This window comes from Burkholderia sp. 3C (assembly GCF_054589155.1).
Window position 1 is genome coordinate 1 of sequence record NZ_BAAILN010000035.1, and the last position, 21270, is coordinate 21270.

Annotated in this window: 21 protein-coding genes; 10 read left to right on the top strand and 11 right to left on the bottom strand. The window is 64.6% G+C overall.

Features of this window, described 5'->3' with window-relative positions:
• Nucleotides 1-52: 52 nt before the first annotated feature.
• The gene (locus tag ACYP33_RS05290) at nt 53-961 is read right to left on the bottom strand and encodes a DUF4123 domain-containing protein (protein ID WP_459620200.1); all 909 of its coding nucleotides are present in this window, start codon (nt 959-961) and stop codon (nt 53-55) included.
• Nucleotides 962-987: 26 nt separating this feature from the next.
• Nucleotides 988-3327 (bottom strand): type VI secretion system Vgr family protein, encoded by a 2340-nt coding sequence (locus tag ACYP33_RS05295; protein ID WP_459620202.1) that lies wholly within the window; start codon nt 3325-3327, stop codon nt 988-990.
• A gap of 246 nt (nt 3328-3573) precedes the next feature.
• Here ACYP33_RS05295 and tssC point away from each other — a divergent pair, with 246 nt between their 5' ends.
• From tssC to ACYP33_RS05320, 5 genes are all read left to right on the top strand, one after another.
• Nucleotides 3574-4956: a type VI secretion system contractile sheath large subunit gene (gene tssC / locus ACYP33_RS05300; RefSeq protein WP_459620204.1), complete on the top strand. Its 1383-nt coding sequence runs from the start codon at nt 3574-3576 to the stop codon at nt 4954-4956.
• Between the two features lie 68 nt (nt 4957-5024).
• A complete protein-coding gene (gene tssK / locus ACYP33_RS05305; RefSeq protein ID WP_459620206.1) occupies nt 5025-6371 on the top strand; it encodes a type VI secretion system baseplate subunit TssK in 1347 nt (448 codons plus the stop codon).
• Nucleotides 6368-7012: a DotU/TssL family secretion system protein gene (locus tag ACYP33_RS05310; RefSeq protein ID WP_459620208.1), complete on the top strand. Its 645-nt coding sequence runs from the start codon at nt 6368-6370 to the stop codon at nt 7010-7012. Before tssK ends, ACYP33_RS05310 begins: the two co-directional genes overlap by 4 nt.
• A gap of 12 nt (nt 7013-7024) precedes the next feature.
• Entirely contained in the window at nt 7025-7456 is a 432-nt protein-coding gene (gene tssE / locus ACYP33_RS05315) for a type VI secretion system baseplate subunit TssE (protein ID WP_459620210.1), read from the top strand.
• Nucleotides 7457-7485: 29 nt separating this feature from the next.
• Nucleotides 7486-7767, top strand: a complete 282-nt coding sequence (locus ACYP33_RS05320; RefSeq protein WP_459620212.1) for a PAAR domain-containing protein — start codon at nt 7486-7488, stop codon at nt 7765-7767.
• Between the two features lie 28 nt (nt 7768-7795).
• Here the strand turns inward: ACYP33_RS05320 and ACYP33_RS05325 are convergent, their stop codons facing one another.
• The 3 genes from ACYP33_RS05325 to ACYP33_RS05335 are packed head-to-tail and all read right to left on the bottom strand — an operon-like array spanning nt 7796 to nt 10666.
• On the bottom strand, nt 7796-8788 hold the full coding sequence (locus ACYP33_RS05325; protein ID WP_459620214.1) for an NAD(P)H-quinone oxidoreductase: 993 nt from the start codon (nt 8786-8788) through the stop codon (nt 7796-7798).
• A gap of 35 nt (nt 8789-8823) precedes the next feature.
• A complete protein-coding gene (locus ACYP33_RS05330) occupies nt 8824-9171 on the bottom strand; it encodes a carboxymuconolactone decarboxylase family protein (protein WP_459620216.1) in 348 nt (115 codons plus the stop codon).
• A 52-nt stretch (nt 9172-9223) separates the two neighbouring features.
• Nucleotides 9224-10666 (bottom strand): NAD-dependent succinate-semialdehyde dehydrogenase, encoded by a 1443-nt coding sequence (locus tag ACYP33_RS05335; protein ID WP_459620218.1) that lies wholly within the window; start codon nt 10664-10666, stop codon nt 9224-9226.
• A 302-nt stretch (nt 10667-10968) separates the two neighbouring features.
• Here ACYP33_RS05335 and ACYP33_RS05340 point away from each other — a divergent pair, with 302 nt between their 5' ends.
• Complete coding sequence (locus ACYP33_RS05340; RefSeq protein ID WP_414443278.1) at nt 10969-11913, top strand: LysR family transcriptional regulator; 945 nt, start codon at nt 10969-10971, stop codon at nt 11911-11913.
• A 12-nt stretch (nt 11914-11925) separates the two neighbouring features.
• Here the strand turns inward: ACYP33_RS05340 and ACYP33_RS05345 are convergent, their stop codons facing one another.
• The gene (locus ACYP33_RS05345) at nt 11926-12717 is read right to left on the bottom strand and encodes an AraC family transcriptional regulator (RefSeq protein ID WP_459620220.1); all 792 of its coding nucleotides are present in this window, start codon (nt 12715-12717) and stop codon (nt 11926-11928) included.
• 91 nt (nt 12718-12808) lie between these two features.
• Between ACYP33_RS05345 and ACYP33_RS05350 the strand changes: the two genes are divergently transcribed.
• Entirely contained in the window at nt 12809-13780 is a 972-nt protein-coding gene (locus tag ACYP33_RS05350) for a DMT family transporter (RefSeq protein ID WP_459620222.1), read from the top strand.
• A 19-nt stretch (nt 13781-13799) separates the two neighbouring features.
• Here ACYP33_RS05350 and ACYP33_RS05355 read toward each other — a convergent pair whose 3' ends face one another.
• The gene (locus ACYP33_RS05355; protein WP_414450839.1) at nt 13800-14279 is read right to left on the bottom strand and encodes a DMT family transporter; all 480 of its coding nucleotides are present in this window, start codon (nt 14277-14279) and stop codon (nt 13800-13802) included.
• Entirely contained in the window at nt 14276-14716 is a 441-nt protein-coding gene (locus tag ACYP33_RS05360) for a DMT family transporter (protein ID WP_414443282.1), read from the bottom strand. The genes ACYP33_RS05355 and ACYP33_RS05360 overlap by 4 nt, the downstream gene beginning before the upstream one ends.
• 159 nt (nt 14717-14875) lie before the next feature.
• On the opposite strand from ACYP33_RS05360, the gene ACYP33_RS05365 reads away from it, so the two are divergent.
• Entirely contained in the window at nt 14876-15769 is an 894-nt protein-coding gene (locus ACYP33_RS05365; RefSeq protein ID WP_459620225.1) for a LysR family transcriptional regulator, read from the top strand.
• A gap of 8 nt (nt 15770-15777) precedes the next feature.
• Here ACYP33_RS05365 and ACYP33_RS05370 read toward each other — a convergent pair whose 3' ends face one another.
• On the bottom strand, nt 15778-16455 hold the full coding sequence (locus ACYP33_RS05370) for a TetR/AcrR family transcriptional regulator (RefSeq protein ID WP_459620227.1): 678 nt from the start codon (nt 16453-16455) through the stop codon (nt 15778-15780).
• A 112-nt stretch (nt 16456-16567) separates the two neighbouring features.
• Between ACYP33_RS05370 and ACYP33_RS05375 the strand changes: the two genes are divergently transcribed.
• Nucleotides 16568-17860, top strand: coding sequence for an NAD(P)/FAD-dependent oxidoreductase (locus ACYP33_RS05375; RefSeq protein ID WP_414450836.1), 1293 nt, complete (start codon nt 16568-16570; stop codon nt 17858-17860).
• A gap of 134 nt (nt 17861-17994) precedes the next feature.
• On the top strand, nt 17995-19110 hold the full coding sequence (locus tag ACYP33_RS05380; protein ID WP_459620229.1) for an alpha/beta fold hydrolase: 1116 nt from the start codon (nt 17995-17997) through the stop codon (nt 19108-19110).
• 219 nt (nt 19111-19329) lie between these two features.
• Here the strand turns inward: ACYP33_RS05380 and ACYP33_RS05385 are convergent, their stop codons facing one another.
• Both ACYP33_RS05385 and ACYP33_RS05390 read right to left on the bottom strand, forming a co-directional pair.
• Entirely contained in the window at nt 19330-20235 is a 906-nt protein-coding gene (locus ACYP33_RS05385) for a proline dehydrogenase family protein (RefSeq protein WP_459620231.1), read from the bottom strand.
• A 282-nt stretch (nt 20236-20517) separates the two neighbouring features.
• A partial coding sequence (locus ACYP33_RS05390) for an amino acid permease (protein ID WP_459620233.1) occupies nt 20518-21270 on the bottom strand: 753 nt, incomplete at its 5' end.

The following is a 21270-nucleotide window of genomic DNA, read 5'->3' on the forward strand; positions in this document are numbered from 1 at the left end:
GCGTAACGGACCGGCAGAATCGCCAGACCCTGCTTGATGCAATTCGGGCAATTCACGTCTGTCCTCGCGTGTGGATCGGGTTCAATTCGATGGCGATGTTTCGCCAGGTGCCCTCTTCGACACCGTCGGCCCATTCCGCAAACAATTCGCCCTTACCGTGCAATTCCGCAATTCTGGCTTGAATCCTTGGATGTTCGTCAAAGCGCGGATGGCAGCGCAATGCCACCACGGCAAACGCAATCAAATCATCGGGATCGGTCCACCCGTAGTGCGTCCGGCAACGCGACAGTGCCGCGTCGACTTCTTTGCTTCGATCAACATGTGCGCCTACGCCACGCAGCACACGGTTCACCATCTCGATGCTTCCGATTCCCTCGCGCTGCTCTCGCGTCATGAACCAGACTGGGGCCGGGGATTCCGGCGCGCCATCCGGGGACAACGTCACCCGCTCTGCATCGGTATTCAGAAAGGTCCAATGCCGCAGCACCGGCAGGCCGCTAAAAAACTGCGAAGCGCGGAGATACCGAAAGAGATGCGTCAGTACGCGCGGGTCGTAAAAACGAAATAGCTTCGACTCGGTATCGTTCGACGTGAGCACGGCTTTATGGCTGAGCGCATCGGCCAGATGCCGGATATCTCCGGAACACGACAACCAGCCGCAAATACTGCGGCACACACCTTCTCCGCGTTGCCACTCGATAGCTTCGGTCATCGCGACAGAAACAGAAACGCGCACCAACTCCGCGGCGAGCGAGCTGTCCGACGGAATTTCAAGCAGGTAAGGCCATGCTGAACGGACGACCTTCGGTTCCGGAAGCCGAAGCGAATGAATGTTCAGATCGTCGCGGTTTCGCCATTCGGCCAACGGGTCGCCCAGAGCAGGATCAACGAAGATCGCGCGGGTTCCCGTCCGGGCAAACTGATGGCTGAGTTGATCGATGATGGACACGGTGGCGTCCATCGTCGCAGTCTCGTCTGGCTGGAGCATCAAATGAACGCGCCTCCCGCGGCCGTGACGCGCTTGAGCGCGGACACACAGTTCATCGTGTCGAACGACTGGCTCACACTCGACGCATTGGCCGGGCCACCCTTCTGGATGGTGATCGAATTGAATTTGATATCGCCAGGGCAACTAAGCTCGATATTTCCACCTGCCAGACGAATCTGTGCGCCGGAACACTTCAGCGTGAGCGTGCCTTTGGCATCGATCTCGACGTTGCCGTCGGAGGCCAGCACCTTCACGGTTTGCGAAGCCACCAGCTCGACGTTGCCCGATTGCGCCTGAATTTCGTTATTGCCCTGCGCGGCGATCAGTTTCATTCCGCCAGCATTGGCATACATCGATACGGCCTGCCCTGCGGCGAACGTCACGTTTTCCATCGCGCCGGCATCAAGATTCGCGCCGGCCGTCAGCGTCACGTTCTTACCCGCGCTGTGCTGAATCGTCCCAGGCGTTACCTGCGCAATCGCAGCAGGCGCCGAGATCAGCACCGCCGCTGACTGCAAATTCTTGAGCGACCCATCCCGAAGCATTTCCTGAGACTGGAGATCGGCAATATGGGCCTGAGCGGCCTTGACCATCTCGCCCAGCGTCTTCATCTGCATCAACGCACTATCGAGCATGGCGATAGCCTGCGCCATGTCCAGTTGCTGCCCCACTGCCCTCGGTTGATCGTCTGCGCTGACGAACACCCCTTTGCCGCCTCGAACCGCGCCATAGCCGGACGTCCGCAACTCGAAGCCTTCGCCACGCTTTTCCAGATTGGAATCGACCAAATACCCAAGATTAAGCTGCGATTTTCCCGAATGATCGGTACTGAGCTTGATCCCTTCCTGGCCTGCCCAATCCTCCATCCGCAGCTTGTTGTTGCTCTGCGAGCGCAACACGCCACGCGAAAGCCAGCGACGATCGTTCGTCACCAGATCTCGCGCCTGGCTGTGGTGATGAAACGCGATGATCTCGGGCTTGTCAGGGTCCGCGTCCCGGAACGAAATCACCGCCTCGTCGTTATCCAGCGCCGGGAAATGGAAGCCCGTCTGCAGCTTTCCGGCAAACGGCTTGGCCAACCGCAGCGGCACGCTCTCGCCACCCGACGGCCAGTCGGCAAAATCCACATCGAAGCGCACCGTGTAGCAGCCTGCCGCAGTCAGGTATGCATACTTGTATTTGTCCGGCGAGGTCACCCGCGCGCTGAGCGTGCCGGCAATTTTTGGCCAATGGTCCGGTTCGAACTGGAGCCGGAAGCGCCGATCCGCTGGAATCGCCCGATAGCGATTGACATACGAACGGTCGCGCGCGCCTTGGTGCGTGACTTCGACGACAAGCTGACCATCGGGCGCATCGGCCAACGCGGCATCCATATACAGCACGCGTCCGGCCTGCAACGCCATCACCGTACTGTCGCCCTCGTAGATCACCTGCCATGCAATCGCCGCTTCATGACGCAGTTGCGCTTCCCATTTCGCACCGTCCTGGTCGAGATGATGAGTGCCGTACACATACGGCTTCCCGTAGGTGGTCGAATCCTGTGGCGCGACATTGGCCTCGTCCTTGAACCGCTCCCACGCCTGCTCGGGGTGATAGTCGGCCACGGTGAACGATTGCGGCACCGTCACCGCGTGCGTCTTCAACGCCGTGACTGCCTCGACGCCGGACGACTCCAGCCCCGCCACCTCGCGATAGGGTGCGGTCAGCTCCGGCTCGTAAAGATAGTGATCGACATCGTCCGCGAACACGACTTGATCGCCGTGCTCGGTTTCGACGAGATAGCTGTAGATGCCCGCCTTCTGCATCAGCATTTGCACATACGACAGATCGTCGATCTTGTACTGGAAACGAAACAAATGCTTCGGATATTCACGGCGCAACCGAAACGCGAACTGAAAGCCTTCCAGACCGTGGCTGCGCAACACCGCCTCGATGATCTGCGGGGTTGTCTGGTGCTGGTAGATCCGGCTGGTCGTCACAGCCGCAAGGCGCGCGAAATGCGACTTCAGGACGATTTCGTATTTCGTGAAATCCTTCGTCGTTTGCAACGTCGACAACCGCGCGATGAATCCCGAAAAGACTTTGGGGTTGCCCATTGCCGGCACGATCGAAAACACGGCGTCGCGGTTCAGGTAGTCGGTTCGTGCCAATGACCGAGGATGCGTCAAGATGATGCGCACCTCGGTGGGCATGCCCAACTTCTCGGTGGCTTCAAACGAGACGAGCGAGAGCTCGGCCGCATCGTCGGCGCTGGGTACATCCAGGAAATACGTCTGCCGACCCGGCACGGTCGTCAAATTGGATACGAACTGTTTTGCATCATCAAACAGGCTGGCCATTATTGTTTTACTCCCGTCCTGAAATCCTGCGGCACAGCCGTCATGATCGTGATGTGAAACGTCGGGTAAAGGCGGAATGCTAGTTGGAACCCTCATTTTTGTGAAACCGGCACTCCGTCTTATTCGCCGCAATGCTGTTTTTGATCAAGGCTTGGTGATTAGAAATTTATTTCGATATTTTTGAGATGATTGGCGTGCTATATGTCAGCGCTCTGCTGATGCCCGATCAACACACCACCATCCACAATGAGCAAAGGCTTCCAGAGCGATGGTCCTATTAAGGCAACCGTCGTATCCGATGCACGTCCCCTATGCAGTTCGGATGAGCCAATCGATCAAGATCTGCTCGACGGGTGTCTCGTGCATCTGGACGAGCAGATCGGCCGGCAACTCGATGCCATCCTGCACCATCCCGCATTTCAGGCACTCGAATCGACTTGGCGTGGTCTCGACTTTCTGATCGACCACACGGATTTTCGCCGGAACGTGAAAATCGAAACGCTTGATGTGTCGATGGAAATGCTCCGCCAGGATTTCGAGGATGCCCCGGACATTGTCCAAAGCGGCCTGTTCCGGCTCACGTATATCGAGGAGTACGACATGCCGGGTGGCGAGCCCATCGCCGCGCTCGTCTCGGCGTTCGAATTCGATCATCGTGCCCCCGACATTGCGTTACTGCGCAATCTGTCGAAAGTCGCCGCCGCCACCCACATGCCGTTCATTGGTGCGGTATCGCCCGCTTTCTTCGACAAGACCTCGATGGAAGCGGTCGCGGGCATTCGCGACCTGGCGAGTTGGTTCGATCGGGCCGAGTACCTGAAATGGAAAAGCTTTCGCGACACGGAAGATGCGCGCTACGTCGGCCTCACGTTGCCGCGTTTTCTGGCGCGGCTGCCGTATGGCCCGGATACGGCGCCGGTGTACGCGTTCAACTACACCGAAAACGTGCGGGAAGCCGGCACGAGCGGTTATCTGTGGACCAGTGCGGCGTTTGCATTCGCAGCCAATCTGGTGAAAAGCTTCGTGCGCAATGGCTGGTGCCTGCAAATTCGCGGCCCGCAGGCGGGCGGCTTGATCAATACGCTACCGGTTCTTCGGTACGAACTCGGTACGGGCGGACTCGCCAGGATCTCGACCGAAGCACTGATTTCCGAAACGCGAGAACACGAGTTTGCCGATCTGGGTCTGATCCCGCTTTCATACACCAGCAATCACGACGATCCGTGTTTCTTTTCCGCGCATTCGACGCAACGGCCTCGCGATTACGACACTCGGCACGCATCGGCCAACAGTCGCATCAATTCGCGTCTGCCGTATATCTTCCTGCTGTCGCGCATCGCGCACCATTTGAAGCTGATTCAGCGCGAAAACATCGGCACGACCCGCGATCGGCGCTTGCTCGAAATCGAACTCAATACATGGATCCGATCGCTCGTCACGGAAATGACCGCGCCCGGCGAAGATCTGCAAGCGGCGCACCCATTGCGCGAAGCGCGAGTGATCGTGGAAGACATCGACGATAACCCCGGATTCTTTCGCATCAAGCTCTTTATCGTCCCGCATTTCCAGGTCGAAGGGATCGATATCAATCTGTCGCTGGCGTCACAAATGCCGAAGGCAAAATCGTGATCGCCACGCCGACATAAACGCGCATGCGCGTTTTCAACGGACATTTTTAGACGGAATCAAGCTACGCGATGAAAATAACCAGACCGCTGTGGGCCAAGGGGATTTTTATGACGCCCCAGCATTTTCAGCAGCAGGCGCTGTGGGAACAGTATGCCCGCGACAATGTCGCCCGCATCGCCAGCCCCGATGCCTGGGGGGTCATCGATGTCGCACTGGATAGCCAGGCCCTGGCCGTCAGCCGTCTGCAATGCACGACGCTTGCGCTGCGCCTGCCGGACGGCACCCTGATCGACAGCGAAACCGCCGACTGGCTGCCGTCGGCTCGCAATTTCGACGACGTGCCGGCATCGCTGGATACCGTGACGGTGCTCGTCGGTGTGGCGCTCGTGGATACCCAGGGCAATAACTGCGTCGAACCGGACGAAAAACCGGCTCGGCCGCGGCGCGTAACCCGTGAATACAAGCCCGTGACCGACCTGCATGGCGACGGGAAGGAGGAGATCAGCGTCGAGCGCCATCTCGTCACGCTGCTGTTCGATTTCGAGCCATCGGGCGATTACGTGACTTGTCCGATCGCGCGCCTCGTGCGCTCCCCGCAAGGCCACTTCGAACCCGATACGGCCTTCGTGCCGCCGTGTCTGTTTTTATCCGCCAACGAACCACTGATGCAATGCGCGCGAAGTCTGTCCGACATTCTTTCAGCCAAAAGCGCCAGCCTCGCTTTGCGCCGCAAGCAACGCTCGGACCAGATAGCCGATTTCGCGGTGTCCGATGTGGCGCTGTTCTGGCTGCTGAACAACGTCAACAGTACGTGGCCCGAATTGGCACGCCTCGTTCAAGCGCCGAACCAGCATCCCGAGCGCCTGTATGCGGTGTTGGCCCGACTGGCCGGATCGCTGCTGACGTTTTCGACGACCGAGACGCTGCAAGCGATTCCGCTTTACGACCACCACGCGCCGAAGCCGGTGTTCACTGAGCTCGAATCGCTGATTCGCACGCTGCTCGATGCCGTCATTCCGTCGCGCGTCGTGCCGATCGCACTGGAACACGTGCGCACGACGACCTGGGTGGGCCGGATCAACGACGAACGCCTCACCGAAGGCGCCGATTACTACCTGTCGGTTCAGGCATCGATGCCCGCCCATGTGCTCGCGGAAAAAATGCCGCGCCTCTGCAAGATCGGCGCACCGGACGAAGTCGAGCAGATCGTCAACTCCGCGCTGTCGGGCATCGACTTGCGCTCGATGTCGCGATTGCCCGCGGCCATTCCGGTGCGCATCGAGACTCAGTACTTTGCACTGGACAGCAGCGATCCCGCGTTCCAGCGAATGATCGATGCGCGCGCATGCCAGATCTACGTACCGACATCGATCGAGGATGTCGCGCTCGAACTGTATGCGGTGCTGCCATCATGATGGCCAGCTCACTCCCGATCGCGTTGCGCGATACGGCGTTGATGGTCGCGATGTTGGACCAAGAGCCCTTGTCGTTCGACACGCTACGCGAGCGCTGCGATGCATTGATCGCCCGGCTACGCGATGAATTGAAGCGGCAGGCTCTGGCTCACGACATGATCGACGACGCCTGTTATGCGCAATGCGCGCTGCTCGACGAAGCCGTATTGCAACGCCTGACCGGCGACACGCGCAATGCCTGGGAGCACGAACCGCTACAGGTCGCCCATTTTGCGAGCAACGACGCCGGCTCGGAATTGATCCAGCGTATCGAGCAGCGCTTGCGCGATCCCCAGGCTGCTCCGCTGCTGCTGTCGATCTTTGCAGCAATACTCGGGCTCGGGTTCGTCGGTCGATTTTCGATCGATGGCCAGGCCGCGCGTACCGCGCTGATGCGGGCCATCGACACGCGCCTGGGAATCACGGCCGAAAGCCAAGCAGTCAGCCTGTCGGCCGATGCAATCGTGGTCAACGCCTCGCAGACGCGTCGGCAGCGCATTTCGCCGCTTATCGGGGTCGCTGTGGCAGGTATCGCAGCAGGGCTCGTCTGGTTAATCGCGGATCGATGGTTCATCGCCGCAATCGCACAACTGGCACGCTAAGGAGGAACGGCGATGTGGGTAGGGCCTGGGCTATTCGAGCGCATCACGGGGCATTTCGCGGATGGCGCCGTCGTTGACGATTTCACGCCGGAAGATCAAACCTTTCTGTCGGTGCGCGACAACATCGAATGCATCCTGAACAGCCGGCGTGGGTCGCTTGCGCATTTGCCGGATTATGGGCTCGACGATTTATCGGAAATCTATCGGCATCTTCCGTCCTCCACGCACCGGTTGCAGCATGCAATCGAGGCCACATTGCTAGCCTACGAGCCACGTCTGAAAAAAGTCGATATTGAAGTTCACTCACCGGAGCCCGGCATGTTGCTCAGCTTCACGATGGCCTGCCATTTACACCGCGAGGGGCTGGTGCGCTACGGCACGGATTTCATGCCCGATGGCAGGACGCGGCTACGGATGTTGCAGGCCGCGCTCGATCGATACTGATTGGATTCAACCGCACTCCGAGAGAAAACATGATGAATAAAATGCTGGCGCTCAAAGGCAACATGACCACGACGGGCGGCGTCGTACTCGATGGCGACGAATCGATGTCCGATAACGGGCAGCCGCTTGCTCGCCATCTGGGGCTCGCGTCGTGCCCGCAATGCGGCCATCCTGGGCCGATTGTCGGCACCGCGAAGAACTGGGGAATAAGCGGTATGCCAAGCGTGCGCGACGGCGACATCATCATGTGCCGCTGCCCGTCCGGTACGAACCGCGTCATCGCACGTTCGACGATCTATGACGGCGATTGAACGCCCCCAGCACCCCGACGTTCCCCCCTCACACCGCCCCCATCGTCAAAATAATCTTCCCGACGTTCTCCGACGATTCCATCCGGCGATGCGCATCGGCCGCGCGCGCCAGTTCGAACGTGCTGTCGACCACCGGCTCCAGGCTCGCGCCGCCGGCAAACCGCTCCAGCCAGTGCTCGCGAAAGCGCCGCACCATCGCGTGCTTTTCCTCTTGCACACGCGATTTCATCACCGTGCCGATGATGCGCAGATGCCGATACAGAATCTGCTCCAGCGCCACGCTGACCTCGCCGCCGCCACCCAGAATCCCGACCTGGATCAGCCGCCCGCCATTCGCCAGCGAAGCCACGTTGCGGGAAAAGTAAGGCATCCCGACGAAATCCACCACCACGTCCACGCCGCGCCCGTTGGTGCGGCTCGCCACCACCTCGGCGAAATCCTCGCTCCGGTAGTCGATCACGTGATCGGCGCCCAGTTGCAGCACGCGCTCGTGTTTCGACGCCTCGGCGGTGGCCAGCACGGTCGCGCCGGTCGCATAGGCGAGTTGCACGGCAGCCGAACCCACGCCGCCGGCCGCCGCGTGAATCAGCACCGAATCGCCGCGCCGCAGGCCGCCCAAGTGCAGCAGCGCCTCGTGCGCGGTTACGAACACCTCGGGGATCGCGGCGGCGTGCACGTAGTCGAGCGCGTCGGGAATCGGCATCGCCATGCGCCAGTCGATGCGGGCAATCTCGGCATACGCGCCGCCGCCCACCACGCCCATCACGCGGTCGCCGATCGCGTAGCCCTGCACCGCGCCGCCGACGCCGATCACCTCGCCGGCGATCTCCAGCCCCATGATCGTGGAGTCGCCGAAGTTCGGGCGGCCGTAACCGCCGCGACGATGGGTCAGGTCGGCGCGGTTGACGCCGGCGGCATGCACGCGCACGAGCAGGTCGTCGGGGCGGATCTCGGGCGTGGGCGCGTCGCTCAGTTGCAGGACGTCGGCCTCGCCGAACGTTTCGAAATGGATGGCTTTCATGGTGAATCTCCGTGGGTTCTGAATGGAGGGGCCGCTCATTCGGCCGACTGGGACGCGGTGCCGGATGTGCCCAGCGTGGCCTGCGCCGCAGCCGAAGCGGAGATCGCGGCCGGAAACCCGGCGTAGAACGCGAGGTGCGTGATGGCCGCGCTCAACTCCGCGTGCGTGAGCCCGTTGGCCACCGCGCGGCGCAAGTGCGCGGGCAGTTCGTCGGCGTGGCCGCCCGCGATCAGCGCGGCAACGGTGACGAGGCTCCGGTCGCGCGGCGACAGCGCGGCATCGCCCCAGATCTCGGGAAACAGCACCGCGTCGACGAATTCGGCGAGCTTCGGCGTAAAGGCGCGCGCGGCTTCGCGCGGGCTGGTGAAATCGGCATTCGACATGACAGGAATCCTTATTAATGTTCGAGGGAGCGGCGGCGCAAGTTACGTGCGATCAGACCTGGCTGATGAACTTGTGCGTGAGGTAATACTCGATGCCTTCGGCGCCGCCTTCCGAGCCGTGCCCGCTTTCCTTCATGCCGCCGAACGGCAACTCGGTCGAGACGATCCGATACTGGTTGATGCCGATCATGCCGGCGTCGAGGCCGTCGGCCACGTCGATGGCGGTGCGCGCGTTGCTCGTGAACGCATAGGCGGACAAGCCGTAAGGCAGACGATTCGCTTCGGCCAACCCGTCGGCCAGCGCATCGAAGCGCATCAGCACGGCGATCGGGCCGAACGGTTCCTCGTGCATGACGCGGGCGTCCATCGGCACGTCGGCCAGCACGGTGGGCTCAAAGAAATAACCGGGGCCGTCGATGCGCTTGCCGCCCGCGAGCACGGTCGCGCCGCGCGCCACGGCATCGGCCACGAGTTCTTCCATCTTCGCGAGTTGCCGCAGGTTCGCCAGCGGGCCGACCTGTGTGTCGGCATCGAGCCCGTTGCCGATCTTCAGCGCGTTCGCGGCCTGCACGAAGCGTTCGGCGAAGCGCGCGTAGGCGTCGCGCTGGATCAGGAAGCGCGTCGACGAAATGCAGACCTGGCCGGTGCCGCGAAAGCGGTTCGCGGCGCCGCCGACGGCCGCCTTCTCGATATCGCCGTCGTCGAACACCAGCACCGGCCCGTGGCCGCCCAGTTCGAGCGTGATCGGCTTGACGCCTTCGGCCGCGCGTTGCGACAGCAATCGCCCGATCGGCACCGAGCCGGTGAACGTCACCTTGCGGATGATGGGCGAGGCGATCAGGTGCTTCGACACGTCGTCGGGCACGCCGAACACCACTTGCAGCACGCCGTGCGGCAAGCCCGCATCGTCGAGCGCACGCGCCAGCGCCAGCGCCGTCGCAGGGCTTTCCTCGCCGGGCTTGAGAATCACGCTGCAACCGGCCGCGAGCGCGGCCGAGAGCTTGCGCGCCGGCGTGATGGCCGGGAAGTTCCAGGGCGTGAACGCGGCCACCGGGCCGATCGCCTGCTTCTTCACGAGTTGCTGCACGCCGGGGCGGTTCGACGGCACCACGCGGCCATCGATGCGGCGCGCTTCCTCCGCGAACCATTCGAAGTAATCGGCGGCGCGCAGCACCTCGTCGCGGCTTTCGTGCAGCGGCTTGCCTTCTTCGAGCGTCATCAGCGTCGCGATACGCTCGTTGCGTTCGCGAATCAGCTCGGCGGCACGCTTGAGCACCCGCGCCCGCTCGGCCGGCACGGCCCGCCGCCACGCGTCGAAGCCGCGTTGCGCGGCTTGCAGCGCACGGTCGAGATCGGCGGTAGTGGCGAGCGGCACACGCCCGAGTTCCCGTTGCGTGGCGGGATCGATGACGGGCGCCGTGGCGCGGCCGCCTTCGTTCTCACCGATCCACGCACCGTCGATGAACAGGTGCAGCGGCGTGTAAGTGGCATTCATGATGGATTTCCTCGATGTGAACCTGGGCAGGATCGCTAATCAAATTCGAGCGGGGCTCGACGACGGAACCCAGTGTAGGGAGCGGGTCCGATGCGATACAGGGCATCACAATGAAATCAATCTTCGCGCTGGAGGGAAAATCGGCGGCAGGCGCGGAAAAATCGCCGGAAACCCAACAACGGCGTGGCTTGCCGGCTTGCGGCACTGATCGACACCCGTTTTGCGCTTGCCTTACCATGCCGCATGGCGGCCCGAATCGCGCCGCATCCGTGTGGAATGCCAACCAAAAAGGAAGCCGAGGCGTGGACAAATTCTCCAACATGTCGATGTTCGTGAAAGTGGTCGAGATGGGCAGCTTCACGGCGGTCGCGAACCATCTGGACACCACCGTCGGCAACATCTCGCGCGCCGTGACAGTGCTGGAAGAAGGGCTCAACACGCGCCTGCTGCAACGCTCGACCCGTCGCCTCTCGGTGACCGACGCGGGCCGCCGCTTCTACGAGCGCAGCGTGGCGATCCTGGCGGACATCGCGCACGCCGAGGCCGAGGCGCAGGACGCGCTGACCGACCCGCGCGGCCTGCTGCGCGTGCATGCCGTGCCGGGCCTCGGGCGCGGGCTGGTCGCGCGCGCCGTGCTGGCCTATCGCGAGGCCCACCCCGAGGTATCGGTCGACCTGTTGCTGTCGCAACGTTTTCCGAACCTGCTCGAAGAACAGCTCGACGTGGCGATCGTGATCGCGCGCACGCTGCCCGATTCGGCCTACGTCAGCCAGCGCATCGGCGCGAGCCATTGCATCCTCGCGGCGTCGCCGGCCTATCTGGCCGCGCACCCGGCGCCCGAACGGCCCGAGGATCTCGTCGATCACGCGTGCGTGCTGCTGTCGACGGTGGATTACGCGGCGGACGAGTGGCAACTGGAAGGCCCGGATCGCCAAGCGACGTTCCGCCCGGCCGGGCCGCACTTCGGCGTCAACGACATGGACGCGATGGCCGCCGTGTTGCGCGACGGCGCGGGCATCGGCGTGATCGCGGCGTTCTCCGCCATCGAGGACCTGCGCCGCGGCACGCTGGTGCGCGTGCTGCCGGAATACCGCACGTCGCAGCGCGGCGTGTTCGCGGTCTATCCGTCGCGGCAATTCGTCGATGCGAAGATCAAGCGCTTCATCGACGTGCTGAAAACGCAGGTCGGCGAGCCGCTCGACCACTACGCGCGGGAGCTGGGCATCGCGCCCGACGAGAAGGCCTGAACCCGGCGCGACCTAGCCGACGAACCGTTTCGGGCTGGCTCCGGTCAACCGCCGGAACATCGCGATGAACGCCGACGACGACGCATATCCCAGGTCCAACGCCACCGATTCCACACTCTGCCCCTGCCCGAGCAAGGGCAGCGCGGTCACGAGCCGCAGCCGTTGCCGCCACTCCGTCAGCGACATGCCGAGTTCGCTCTGGCAGCGGCGCATCAGCGTGCGCTCGGTCAGGTTCACGCGCGCCGCCAGTTCGGCCAGCGTGCGGTTGTCGGCCGGATCGTCGCGCAGCCAGCCGAGCACGGCGCTCAGTTCGGCGTCGTCGGTGCGCGGCACGAAGCTGCCGGTGGTCCGGCACATCAGCAACTGATCGACCAGCACGCGCAACAGCCGCGCGCGGCTCGGCGAATGGCCGCCGGCGTGCGTGTCGTCGCGCAGGTGCTCCAGGATCGAACGCAGCAGCGGCGTCACCATCACGGCGCACGCGCTGTCGGGCATGCCCCGGCACAGGTCGCGGCGGATATACACCGAGCAATGCACGGCCTCGTGGTGGTTGAAACCGGTGTGCCCGGTTTCGGGCGCGATCCACAGGCCCAGATGCGGCGGCGTCAGGAAATGCTGCGCGCCGACCGTGACCTCGGCGATGCCGCTGAACGAATAGACGAATTCGCCCCACGGATGACACAGATCCGGATACCGGCCGTGCGCCGGCATGTGCTCGGTGCGGAAGAACACCGGCACCGGCATGGTGTCGGTGAACGGGGGCACGCGCACGTGCGCGGCCGGATGCGGGATACCGCGTTTCATGCTCTGGCGTTCTCGCACGATTGAATGTCAGTTTTGCACTATATCGCACGAAACGGGTTCGCCAATACTGTCAGCCTCACACTTCGGAATCATGGCCATGAGGAAAGCGGTCGACACCCGCGCCACGCTGATGATGATCGCACTCTGCCTGATCTGGAGCTTTCAGCAGGTGGCGATCAAGCTGACGGCCGCCGATGCCGCGCCGATCCTCCAGGTCGCACTGCGCTCGGGCGCGGCGGCGGTGCTGGTGTGGCTCTACGGGCGCTTCGTCGCGCGCGAGCCCTGGCTGCGCGGGCGGATGCTGCCGGCCGCGCTCGCGGTCGGCGTGCTGTTCGCCGCCGAATTCCTGCTGGTGGCGCAGGGGCTCGCGCGCACCAGCGCCTCGCATGTCGTGGTGTTCCTCTACACCGCGCCGATGTTCGCCGCGCTGGGCCTGCATCTGCGGCTGCCCGACGAGCGCCTGAGCCGGCTGCAATGGAGCGGCCTGGGGCTGGCGTTTCTCGGCATCGCGCTGGCGTTCCTGGTGCCGAGCCTGCTCGACGGCGGCGTGCGGCACGGCATGACGTCGTGGATGCTCGGCGACCTGTTCGCGCTGGGCGGCGGCGTGGCGTGGGGGCTGACTACCGTGGCGGTGCGCATCAGCCGCATGAGCGAGGCGCCGGCCACGCAAACGCTGTTTTATCAGTTGTCCGGTGCATTTTTGATTCTGCTGCCGGCCGCCTGGCTGTTCGGCGAGACGCACTTCCACGGCACCTCGGCGCTCTGGGCGAGCCTCGCGTTCCAGACGCTGTTCGTCTGCTTCGCGAGCTTCCTGATCTGGTTCGCGATGCTGCGTCGCTATCTGGCCGCGCGCCTCGGCGTGCTGTCGTTCATGACGCCGATCTTCGGCGTGGCGTGGGGCGTGCTGCTGCTCGACGAGCGCCCGAGCGCGGCGTTCATCACCGGTGCGGTGCTGGTGATGGCCGGGCTCGTGATCGTCAACGGCGAGGCATGGATCGCACCGTGGCTCGCGCGGCTCATGCGATCCGGCGCGAACCGCTCGCGCGGCGCACGCCAATCGTGAGCGGCGCGCGCGCGACGCATCACGCGCTCGACTTCTCCTTGGCGACCTCCACTTCGGTCGCGTTGCTGGTGTAAATGAAGTAAAGCGCGATCGCCAGGCACACCGCCGCGAGGCAGCGCGACGTGGAGAACGGGATCGCGTGGTTGCCCATCCAGCCGAAGTTGTCGATCAGGATCGACATCAGCAACTGCCCGAGAATCACCGCGACGGTTGCCACGGCCGTGCCGATGCGCCCCACCGCGAACGCCATCGTCAACACGTAGATCAGCCCGAGGAACGAGCCGAGCAATTGCCACTTGGGCACGTCGAACAGCGTCAGCGCGTGCTTCGGCTCGAACAGCACCACCAGGATCGCGCAGAACACGGTGCCGACCAGGAACGTCAGGAACGTGGTGCGGATCGCGCCCTGCTCGGCCGCCAGCCGGCCGTTGACCGCCACCTGCGCACTGAGCAGCGCGCCGCCGATCACGGCCAGCACCACCATCAGAATCACGATCATGATTGACCTCCCGCGATCAGCACCAGCGCGGCGACGACGAACAGCAGCGCGATGCACTTGCGCGCATTGACGCGCCGCCGCGGCGCGCCGAGCCAGCCGTAGTGATCGATCAGCAGGCTCTTGCCGACCTGCCCGGCCAGGATGCCGGTCATGGTCATGGCGATGCCGATCACCGGCGTGACGATGGTCAGGACAACGACATAGCCCGGCCCGAGGATGCCGCCGGTCAGTTGCCAGCCCGGCGCGCGCAGGAACGGCGCCGGGTTGCGCGGCCCCCAGAACAGCATCATCAGGTACATCAGCGCGGCCTCCACGCCGAACAGGCACAGGCTGGCCCAGTAATGCCCGACCTCCCGGCCGAGCGGCCCGAGCAGGGCCGCCTCCACCGAGAGGCCCATGCCGGCCACGATCACCAGCAGGATGGAAACGAGTTTCATGTGGTCACATCGAACGTCGACCGGCGCCGCACGGCCGGCCCGCGGCGCCGGATGAATGAAGCGAACCGGCCGACCTGAAGCGTACCGCCGCGCCGGCTGAAGAAAAACCGGCTAGAGTTCCGAAGATATCGGACAAACCTTCTCAAATCGGGGCGGCGCATGGATTCGCTAACGAGTATCGGCTTTTTCGTTCAGGTCGCGGACACCCGCAGCTTCTCGGAGGCGGCCCGCCTGTTCGGCGTGTCGCCGTCGGCGGTCGGCAAGAGCGTGAACCGCCTCGAGGCGCAACTGGGCGTGCGCCTGTTCCATCGCAGCACCCGCAGCGTCACGCTGACGGCCGAGGGCGCGCTGTTCCTGGAACGCAGCCGGCGCATTCTGTCGGAGGTGGAAGCCGCGCAACTGGAACTCTCCAAAACGCGCCGTGCGCCGCAGGGCCGGTTGCGCATCAGCGTGCCGCTGGTCAGCAGCCTCGTCATGCCGATGCTGAACCGCTTCATGAAGCGCTACCCCGAGATCGAACTCGATGTCGATTTCTCGAACCGGCTGGTCGACATCATCGACGAAGGCTTCGACGCCGTGATTCGCACCGGCGAGCCGGCCGATTCGCGTTTGATGTCCAAGCCGATCGGCGCGTTCCGGCTGCTGCTGGTGGCCGCGCCGTCCTATCTGGCGGAACACGGCGCGCCGCGCACGCCGCGCGACCTATTGCAGCACGCGTGCCTGCATCACCGCCTGCCGAGCACCGGGCGCCGCGAGGCCTGGCCGGTCGACTGGCAGGATGCCGACCTGGAGGCGCAGCTACCGGCGGCGATGACGTCGAACACGATCGAGCCGCTGTACGACGCAGCCCACGCCGGGCGCGGCATCGCGTGCCTGCCCGATTTCATGGTGCGCGAGGCGCTGAGGAAAAAGGCGCTGACGGCCGTGCTCGAACCGTATGTCGTGCATCACGGCACGTTCCGCGTGCTCTGGCCGTCGAGCAAGCATCTCGCACCGAAGCTGCGCGTGTTCATCGATTTCGTCGGCAAGGAGTTGTTCAAGACGAAGGCCTGAACGCGCGCTCACGCGCCAAGCAGGTTCATCGCCGTGGCCAGCACCGCCTGTTGATAGCGCTCGCGCTGCTTCGGCAACGGCGTGAAGGTGGTCAGCAAGTGCTCGTAGGACACCGTGGTGCTGATCGCGTTGACCAGCATGAAGAAGCTGAGGTCGGCGTCCGCCACGGCGATGTCGCCGGCGCGCGCGGCGTCGGCCAGCAGCGGCACCAGCGCGTCGCGGCAGGGCCGCACCAGCTTGTCGATCAGGATATCCAGACGATCGCCCTGCGCCGTGGCGGCCGTCGAGAAGAACATGCCCAGATCGGGCTCGGCGAATACCTCCCGCACCAGCAGCGCGATCGCCTGCTCCAGCCGCTGCCGCGCCGTCAGCGGCGTGCCGTCGAGCGCGCGAAGCGCCGCGACGAATGCTTCAGTGTGCTCGGCAATATACTCGACCACCGCCAGCCACAGCGCCTCCTTCGCGCCGAAGTGATGGGCGATCAGCGCCGCATCCACACCGCATTCGCGCGAGATTTCCCGCACGCTGGTGGCGTCGAAACCGCGCCGGGCGAACGTGCCGCGCGCCGCGCGCAGGATCGCCTCGCGCCCCACCGACGCGCGCGCCACCGGCCGGCCGCGCGCGCGTTTGTTGTTTTCCGCGGCCGCTTCGTGCGCCGCGCTATCCACGTCCTTCACTGCCTTCATCCTTCGTTTGTTTCGAAATTCACAATATATTTAAGCGCCGCGAAAGTTTGACGCAGCCGATACGCATCGATAGGATTCGCATAATTCATCAACTGTTGAATTAAATCAATCCGTGAAGACATCCAAGCGCGTTGTGATTGTAGGAGGGGGGATCGCCGGCATCCTGCTGGCGACCAAGCTGGGACAGCAGGCGCGCGGCGGCGATACGCTCGACGTCACGCTGCTCGACAGGAGTCCGACACATATCTGGAAGCCCATGCTGCACACCATTGCGGCCGGCACGCGCGACGTGAACCAGCAGCAAGTGAGCTTCATCGCGCATGCGGCCTCGCATGGCTATACCTATCAGCCCGGCGAAATGCGCGGCCTGGATCGCGAACGCCGGTGCATCGAGGTGGCCGAGCTGCTCGGGCCGAACGGCGAATGCGTGCTGCCGGCGCGCAGTATCGGCTACGACGTGCTGGTGCTGGCCTTGGGGAGTCATGCGAACGATTTCGGCACGCCCGGCGTGGCCGAGCACGCCCACTTCATCGACAGCCAGCAGCAGGCCAGCGGCTTCAACGAGATCCTGCGCGCGCGCCTGTTCAAGAGCATCGCGCGCGACGAGGCGTTCCGCATGGCGATCGTCGGGGCCGGCGCGACCGGCGTCGAGCTGTCCGCCGAGATGAGTCGGCTGCTCGAAATCGCGTCCGGCTATGGCGATCCGACCGTGCGCGACCGGCTCGAACTCACGCTGATCGAAAGCGGCCCGCGCGTGCTGGCCGCGTTCCCGCCCGCCATCTCGGATCAAACCGAAGCCGTGCTCACGAAGATGGGCTTTCGCGTGATGACCGCCACCCGCGTCACGGGCGCGACCGAAGCGGGTTATCAGCACGGCGACGACGGCTTCGTGCCGGCCGACCTGATGGTGTGGGCCGCCGGCGTCAAGGGGCCCGATTTCATGGCCGGCTTGGCGGGCCTCGACACCACGCGCTCGAACCAGGTGATCGTCGGCCCGACGCTGCAATCGCGTGTCGACGAAACCATCTTCGCGCTGGGCGATTGCGCGAGCCTGCAACTCGACGGCGAAGAACGCCCGCTGCCGCCCACCGCGCAGGTCGCCACGCAGCAGGCCGAGCACCTGGCCGCCGTGCTGCCCGGCTGGTTCGCGGGCGGCACGCTGCCGCCGTTCGCCTACCGCAACTTCGGCTCGCTGGTGTCGCTGGCCAATTACGATGCGTTCGGCACGCTTGGCCAGTTCGGCCTGTTCAAGGGCGGCAACATTCGTGGGCGCCTCGCGCAATTGAGCCACGTGATGCTGTACCGGCGTCATCAGCAGGCGCTGCACGGGTTCGGCAGGGCGTCGCTGCTGTGGGCGGCCGAGCGCATGAACGGGCTGGCGCAACCGAAGATCCGGCTCGCCTGAGCGGTGCCATTTTCCTGTTTCGCTTGAAGGTCAATTCACCCGCCGGCCCATAGCGGGGGAAACGGTCGCGCGGCAACAATCGGGATTCCTGTGCTTTGTGCTTCACTGTGCGCTTCACGCTCCCGGATGCCCCGATGACGATCTTCCCTCGCCTGCTCACCCGCGCCGTTCGTTCACCTCGTTTCGCGCGGCGGCTGCCGCTAGCCGCGCTGCTGTCCGCTGGCCTCGTGATGTCGGCCCAAGCCGCCGAACCGGCCACCGCCGCCGCACCTCACGCCGCCAGCGCCGCCAAGGCCGACGACGGCCCCGTCTACGGCGCGCAACTCGAAGGCTTCGATTACCCGTATCCGGTCTCGCATTTCAGTTTCCATTCGCAGCGCCAGGAATTGCAGATGGCCTACATGGACGTGCCGCCCGCCGCCGGCAAGGCCAACGGCCGCACCGCCGTGCTGCTGCATGGCAAGAACTACTGCGCGGCCACCTGGGGGCCGACCATCAAGGCACTCAGCGACGCCGGCTACCGCGTGATCGCGCCCGACCAGATCGGCTTCTGCAAATCGAGCAAGCCGGACAGCTATCAGTTCTCGTTCCAGCAACTCGCGCTGAACACCCATGCGCTGCTGCAATCGCTCGGCATCGAGCAAGCCACGGTGATCGGCCACTCGACGGGCGGCATGCTGGCGATCCGCTACGCGCTGACCTACCGCGACGCCACGCAGCAGCTCGTGCTGGTCGATCCGATCGGCCTGGAAGACTGGCGCGCGAAGGGCGTGCCGCCCGTTTCGGTCGATCAGTGGTACGAACGGGAATTGCACACGAGCGCGGAGCGCATCCGCAACTACGAGCGCACCACCTACTTCGCCGGGCAATGGCGCGAGGCCTACGAGCCGTCGGTGCAGATGCTGGCCGGCATGTATCGCGGCCCCGACCGCGCGCGCGTGGCGTGGAATTCGGCGCTGCTGTACGACATGATCCTGACGCAGCCGGTGGTCTACGAACTGCCGCAACTGCAGACGCCGACACTGCTGATCGTTGGCGACAAGGACAACACGGCAATCGGCAAGGAGTACGCACCGGCCAAGCTCCGCCCGACGCTCGGCAACTATCCGGTGCTGGCCAAGCAGGCGGCCGCGGTGATCCCGCACGTGCGTCTCGTGGAATTCCCCGATGCGGGGCATGCACCGCAGATGCAGGACCCGGCGCAGTTCCATGCCGTGCTGCTGAAGGGCCTGGCGCAGCCGGCGCAATGAAGTGTTTTGGCGTCCCGATCGACGCCTTTGCGCCGGCCGTGGCACTTGCGCAGCAGAACGAAGCCGGTTCCGTAACGTGACCGCGCGCCCCGTTGCGGCGCCGACGGCATTCGCGCAGGCGACGACCATCGCGGCGTTGGCCGGATGCGCCGCCGCCGCGCCGATCGCGGGCGGCGGCACATTCATCCGGAGCGGGCGGTCACATGCGAGCGCCCGTGCTTACCGGAACAACGCCGCCACCACATAGCCCGCGATACGCGGGTTCTCCTTGATCCGACGCACGCTGTAGCCGTACCAGTCGATCCCGTACGGCACGTAGACGCGCACCCGGAAGCCGCGCTCGCGCAGCCGGTCGCGCAACGGCTCGCACACGCCCAGCAGCATCTGGAATTCGAAGCGCGAGGCGTCGATGCGCTCGCGCTCGATCCAGGCCACCAATCGCTCGATCAGCTGCACGTCGTGCGTGGCGATGCCGACGAACGCGCCCGCCTCGATCGCCGCCACCACATACTCGAAGAACGGCCCGTTGATCGCGCGGCGATCATGCGCGGCCCCTTCGACCAGGTGCGACGCCGCCTCGGCATAGATGCCCTTGCAGATCCGCATCCGGCTGCGGCGCGCGGTGAGCGCCGGCAGATCGTCGCGCGTGCGCCGCAGATACGCCTGCACCGCGATGCCGACCGGATGGCCCGCCGCTTCGAGCGACGCGAACAGGTCGAGCGTGCGCTGCGTGCAGCTCACGTCCTCCATGTCGATACAGGCTTGCAGGCCGTACCGGGCGGCCGCGTGCAGGACGCGCTCGACGCGTGCCACGCAGCCGGGCGCGTCGAGCAGCAGGCCCAGCGCGGTCAGCTTGATCGACAGTTCGGCGTGCAAACCGTCCGCGCCGAGCGCCGCGATCAGGTCGAGATAGTCGCGCGTCATCGCATCGGCCTGAGCCGCGGTGGAAGCGGTTTCGCCGAGCACGTCGATGGTGGTGTCGAAGCCGGCCGCATCGAGCGCGCGGATGCGCGGAACGGCGTCATGCAAGGTATCGCCCGCGATGTAGCGGCGGGAAATCTTGCGGATCAACCAATGAGGAACGAACGGGATGGCGCGCGCGGCCATCGTATTGAAAATACGCATGTCTGGGTCTCGTGAAAACGCATGCGCCGGAGCCCGACCATGGAAGGTCGAACCGGGGCGCGGTCACCGGACGGTGCAATACCGTCAGGCAGGACTGCCAGGCCGATGCAGTGAAGGCATCGGCGCCGGCGTCAGTGCGTTGTCGAGGGAGGCCAGGCTGCTGCGTACATGGTGGCGGTGTTCAGCTGTGCAATATAAACGGGGTGAAGCGGCGGGCAAGGCAGCGCCCGCAGGTGCCGCGATCGTATCACGCGCCGCCGCAGCGTGCCGGGCGGCCCGCGCTCATTGCTCCCCGAGCCGCTCTTCCATCCCTTCGAGCGCCAGCTCGCGCTCCTTCGACAGCCCGCCCAGCGGCGGCCCGGCGAAGCTCTTGCGCACGCCGCCCAGATACCAGACGCCGAGCAGCAGCACGAGCAGCGCCGCGATCACGTAGATCACCTTCTCGTTGGGCGGCTGGATGCCGACATAGGCCAGCACCAGCGCGCCGATCACGGCCGCCACGGCGAATGGTTTGGACAGCCAACCAAGCTGGAACGGCCCCTTCTGCGTCCAGGTGCGCCCTTCCGCGAAGATGCCGGCCGCGATCGGCATGGCGTACGAGATGAACAGGAACACCGCGCTGCCGGCGCTCAACACGCTGAACGCATCACCGTACAACGTGATCAGGATCGCGAGGATCGCCGAGACCCAGATCGCCGTGCCCGGCGTGCGGTGCAGCGCGTTGACGCGACGCAGCCACTTCGAGCCCGGCAGGCCGCCATCGCGGGCGAACGCGTACATCATCCGCGAGGTCGAGGTCACGGCGGCCAGCCCGCACACGTAGTTGATGAAGAACATCAGCAGCTCGATCACCAGCCGCAGCGGCGTGGGGATCGGCGCGAGGATCGCCTGGAAGAAGCCGGTGCCCTGCTTGACGGCGTCGGCCACGTTCGGCATGACCAGCACGAACGAGCACACCATCACGTAGCCGAAGGTGGTCGACCAGAACACCGAGCCAATGATGCCGCGCGGCACGTTGCGCGACGCGTCGCGGGT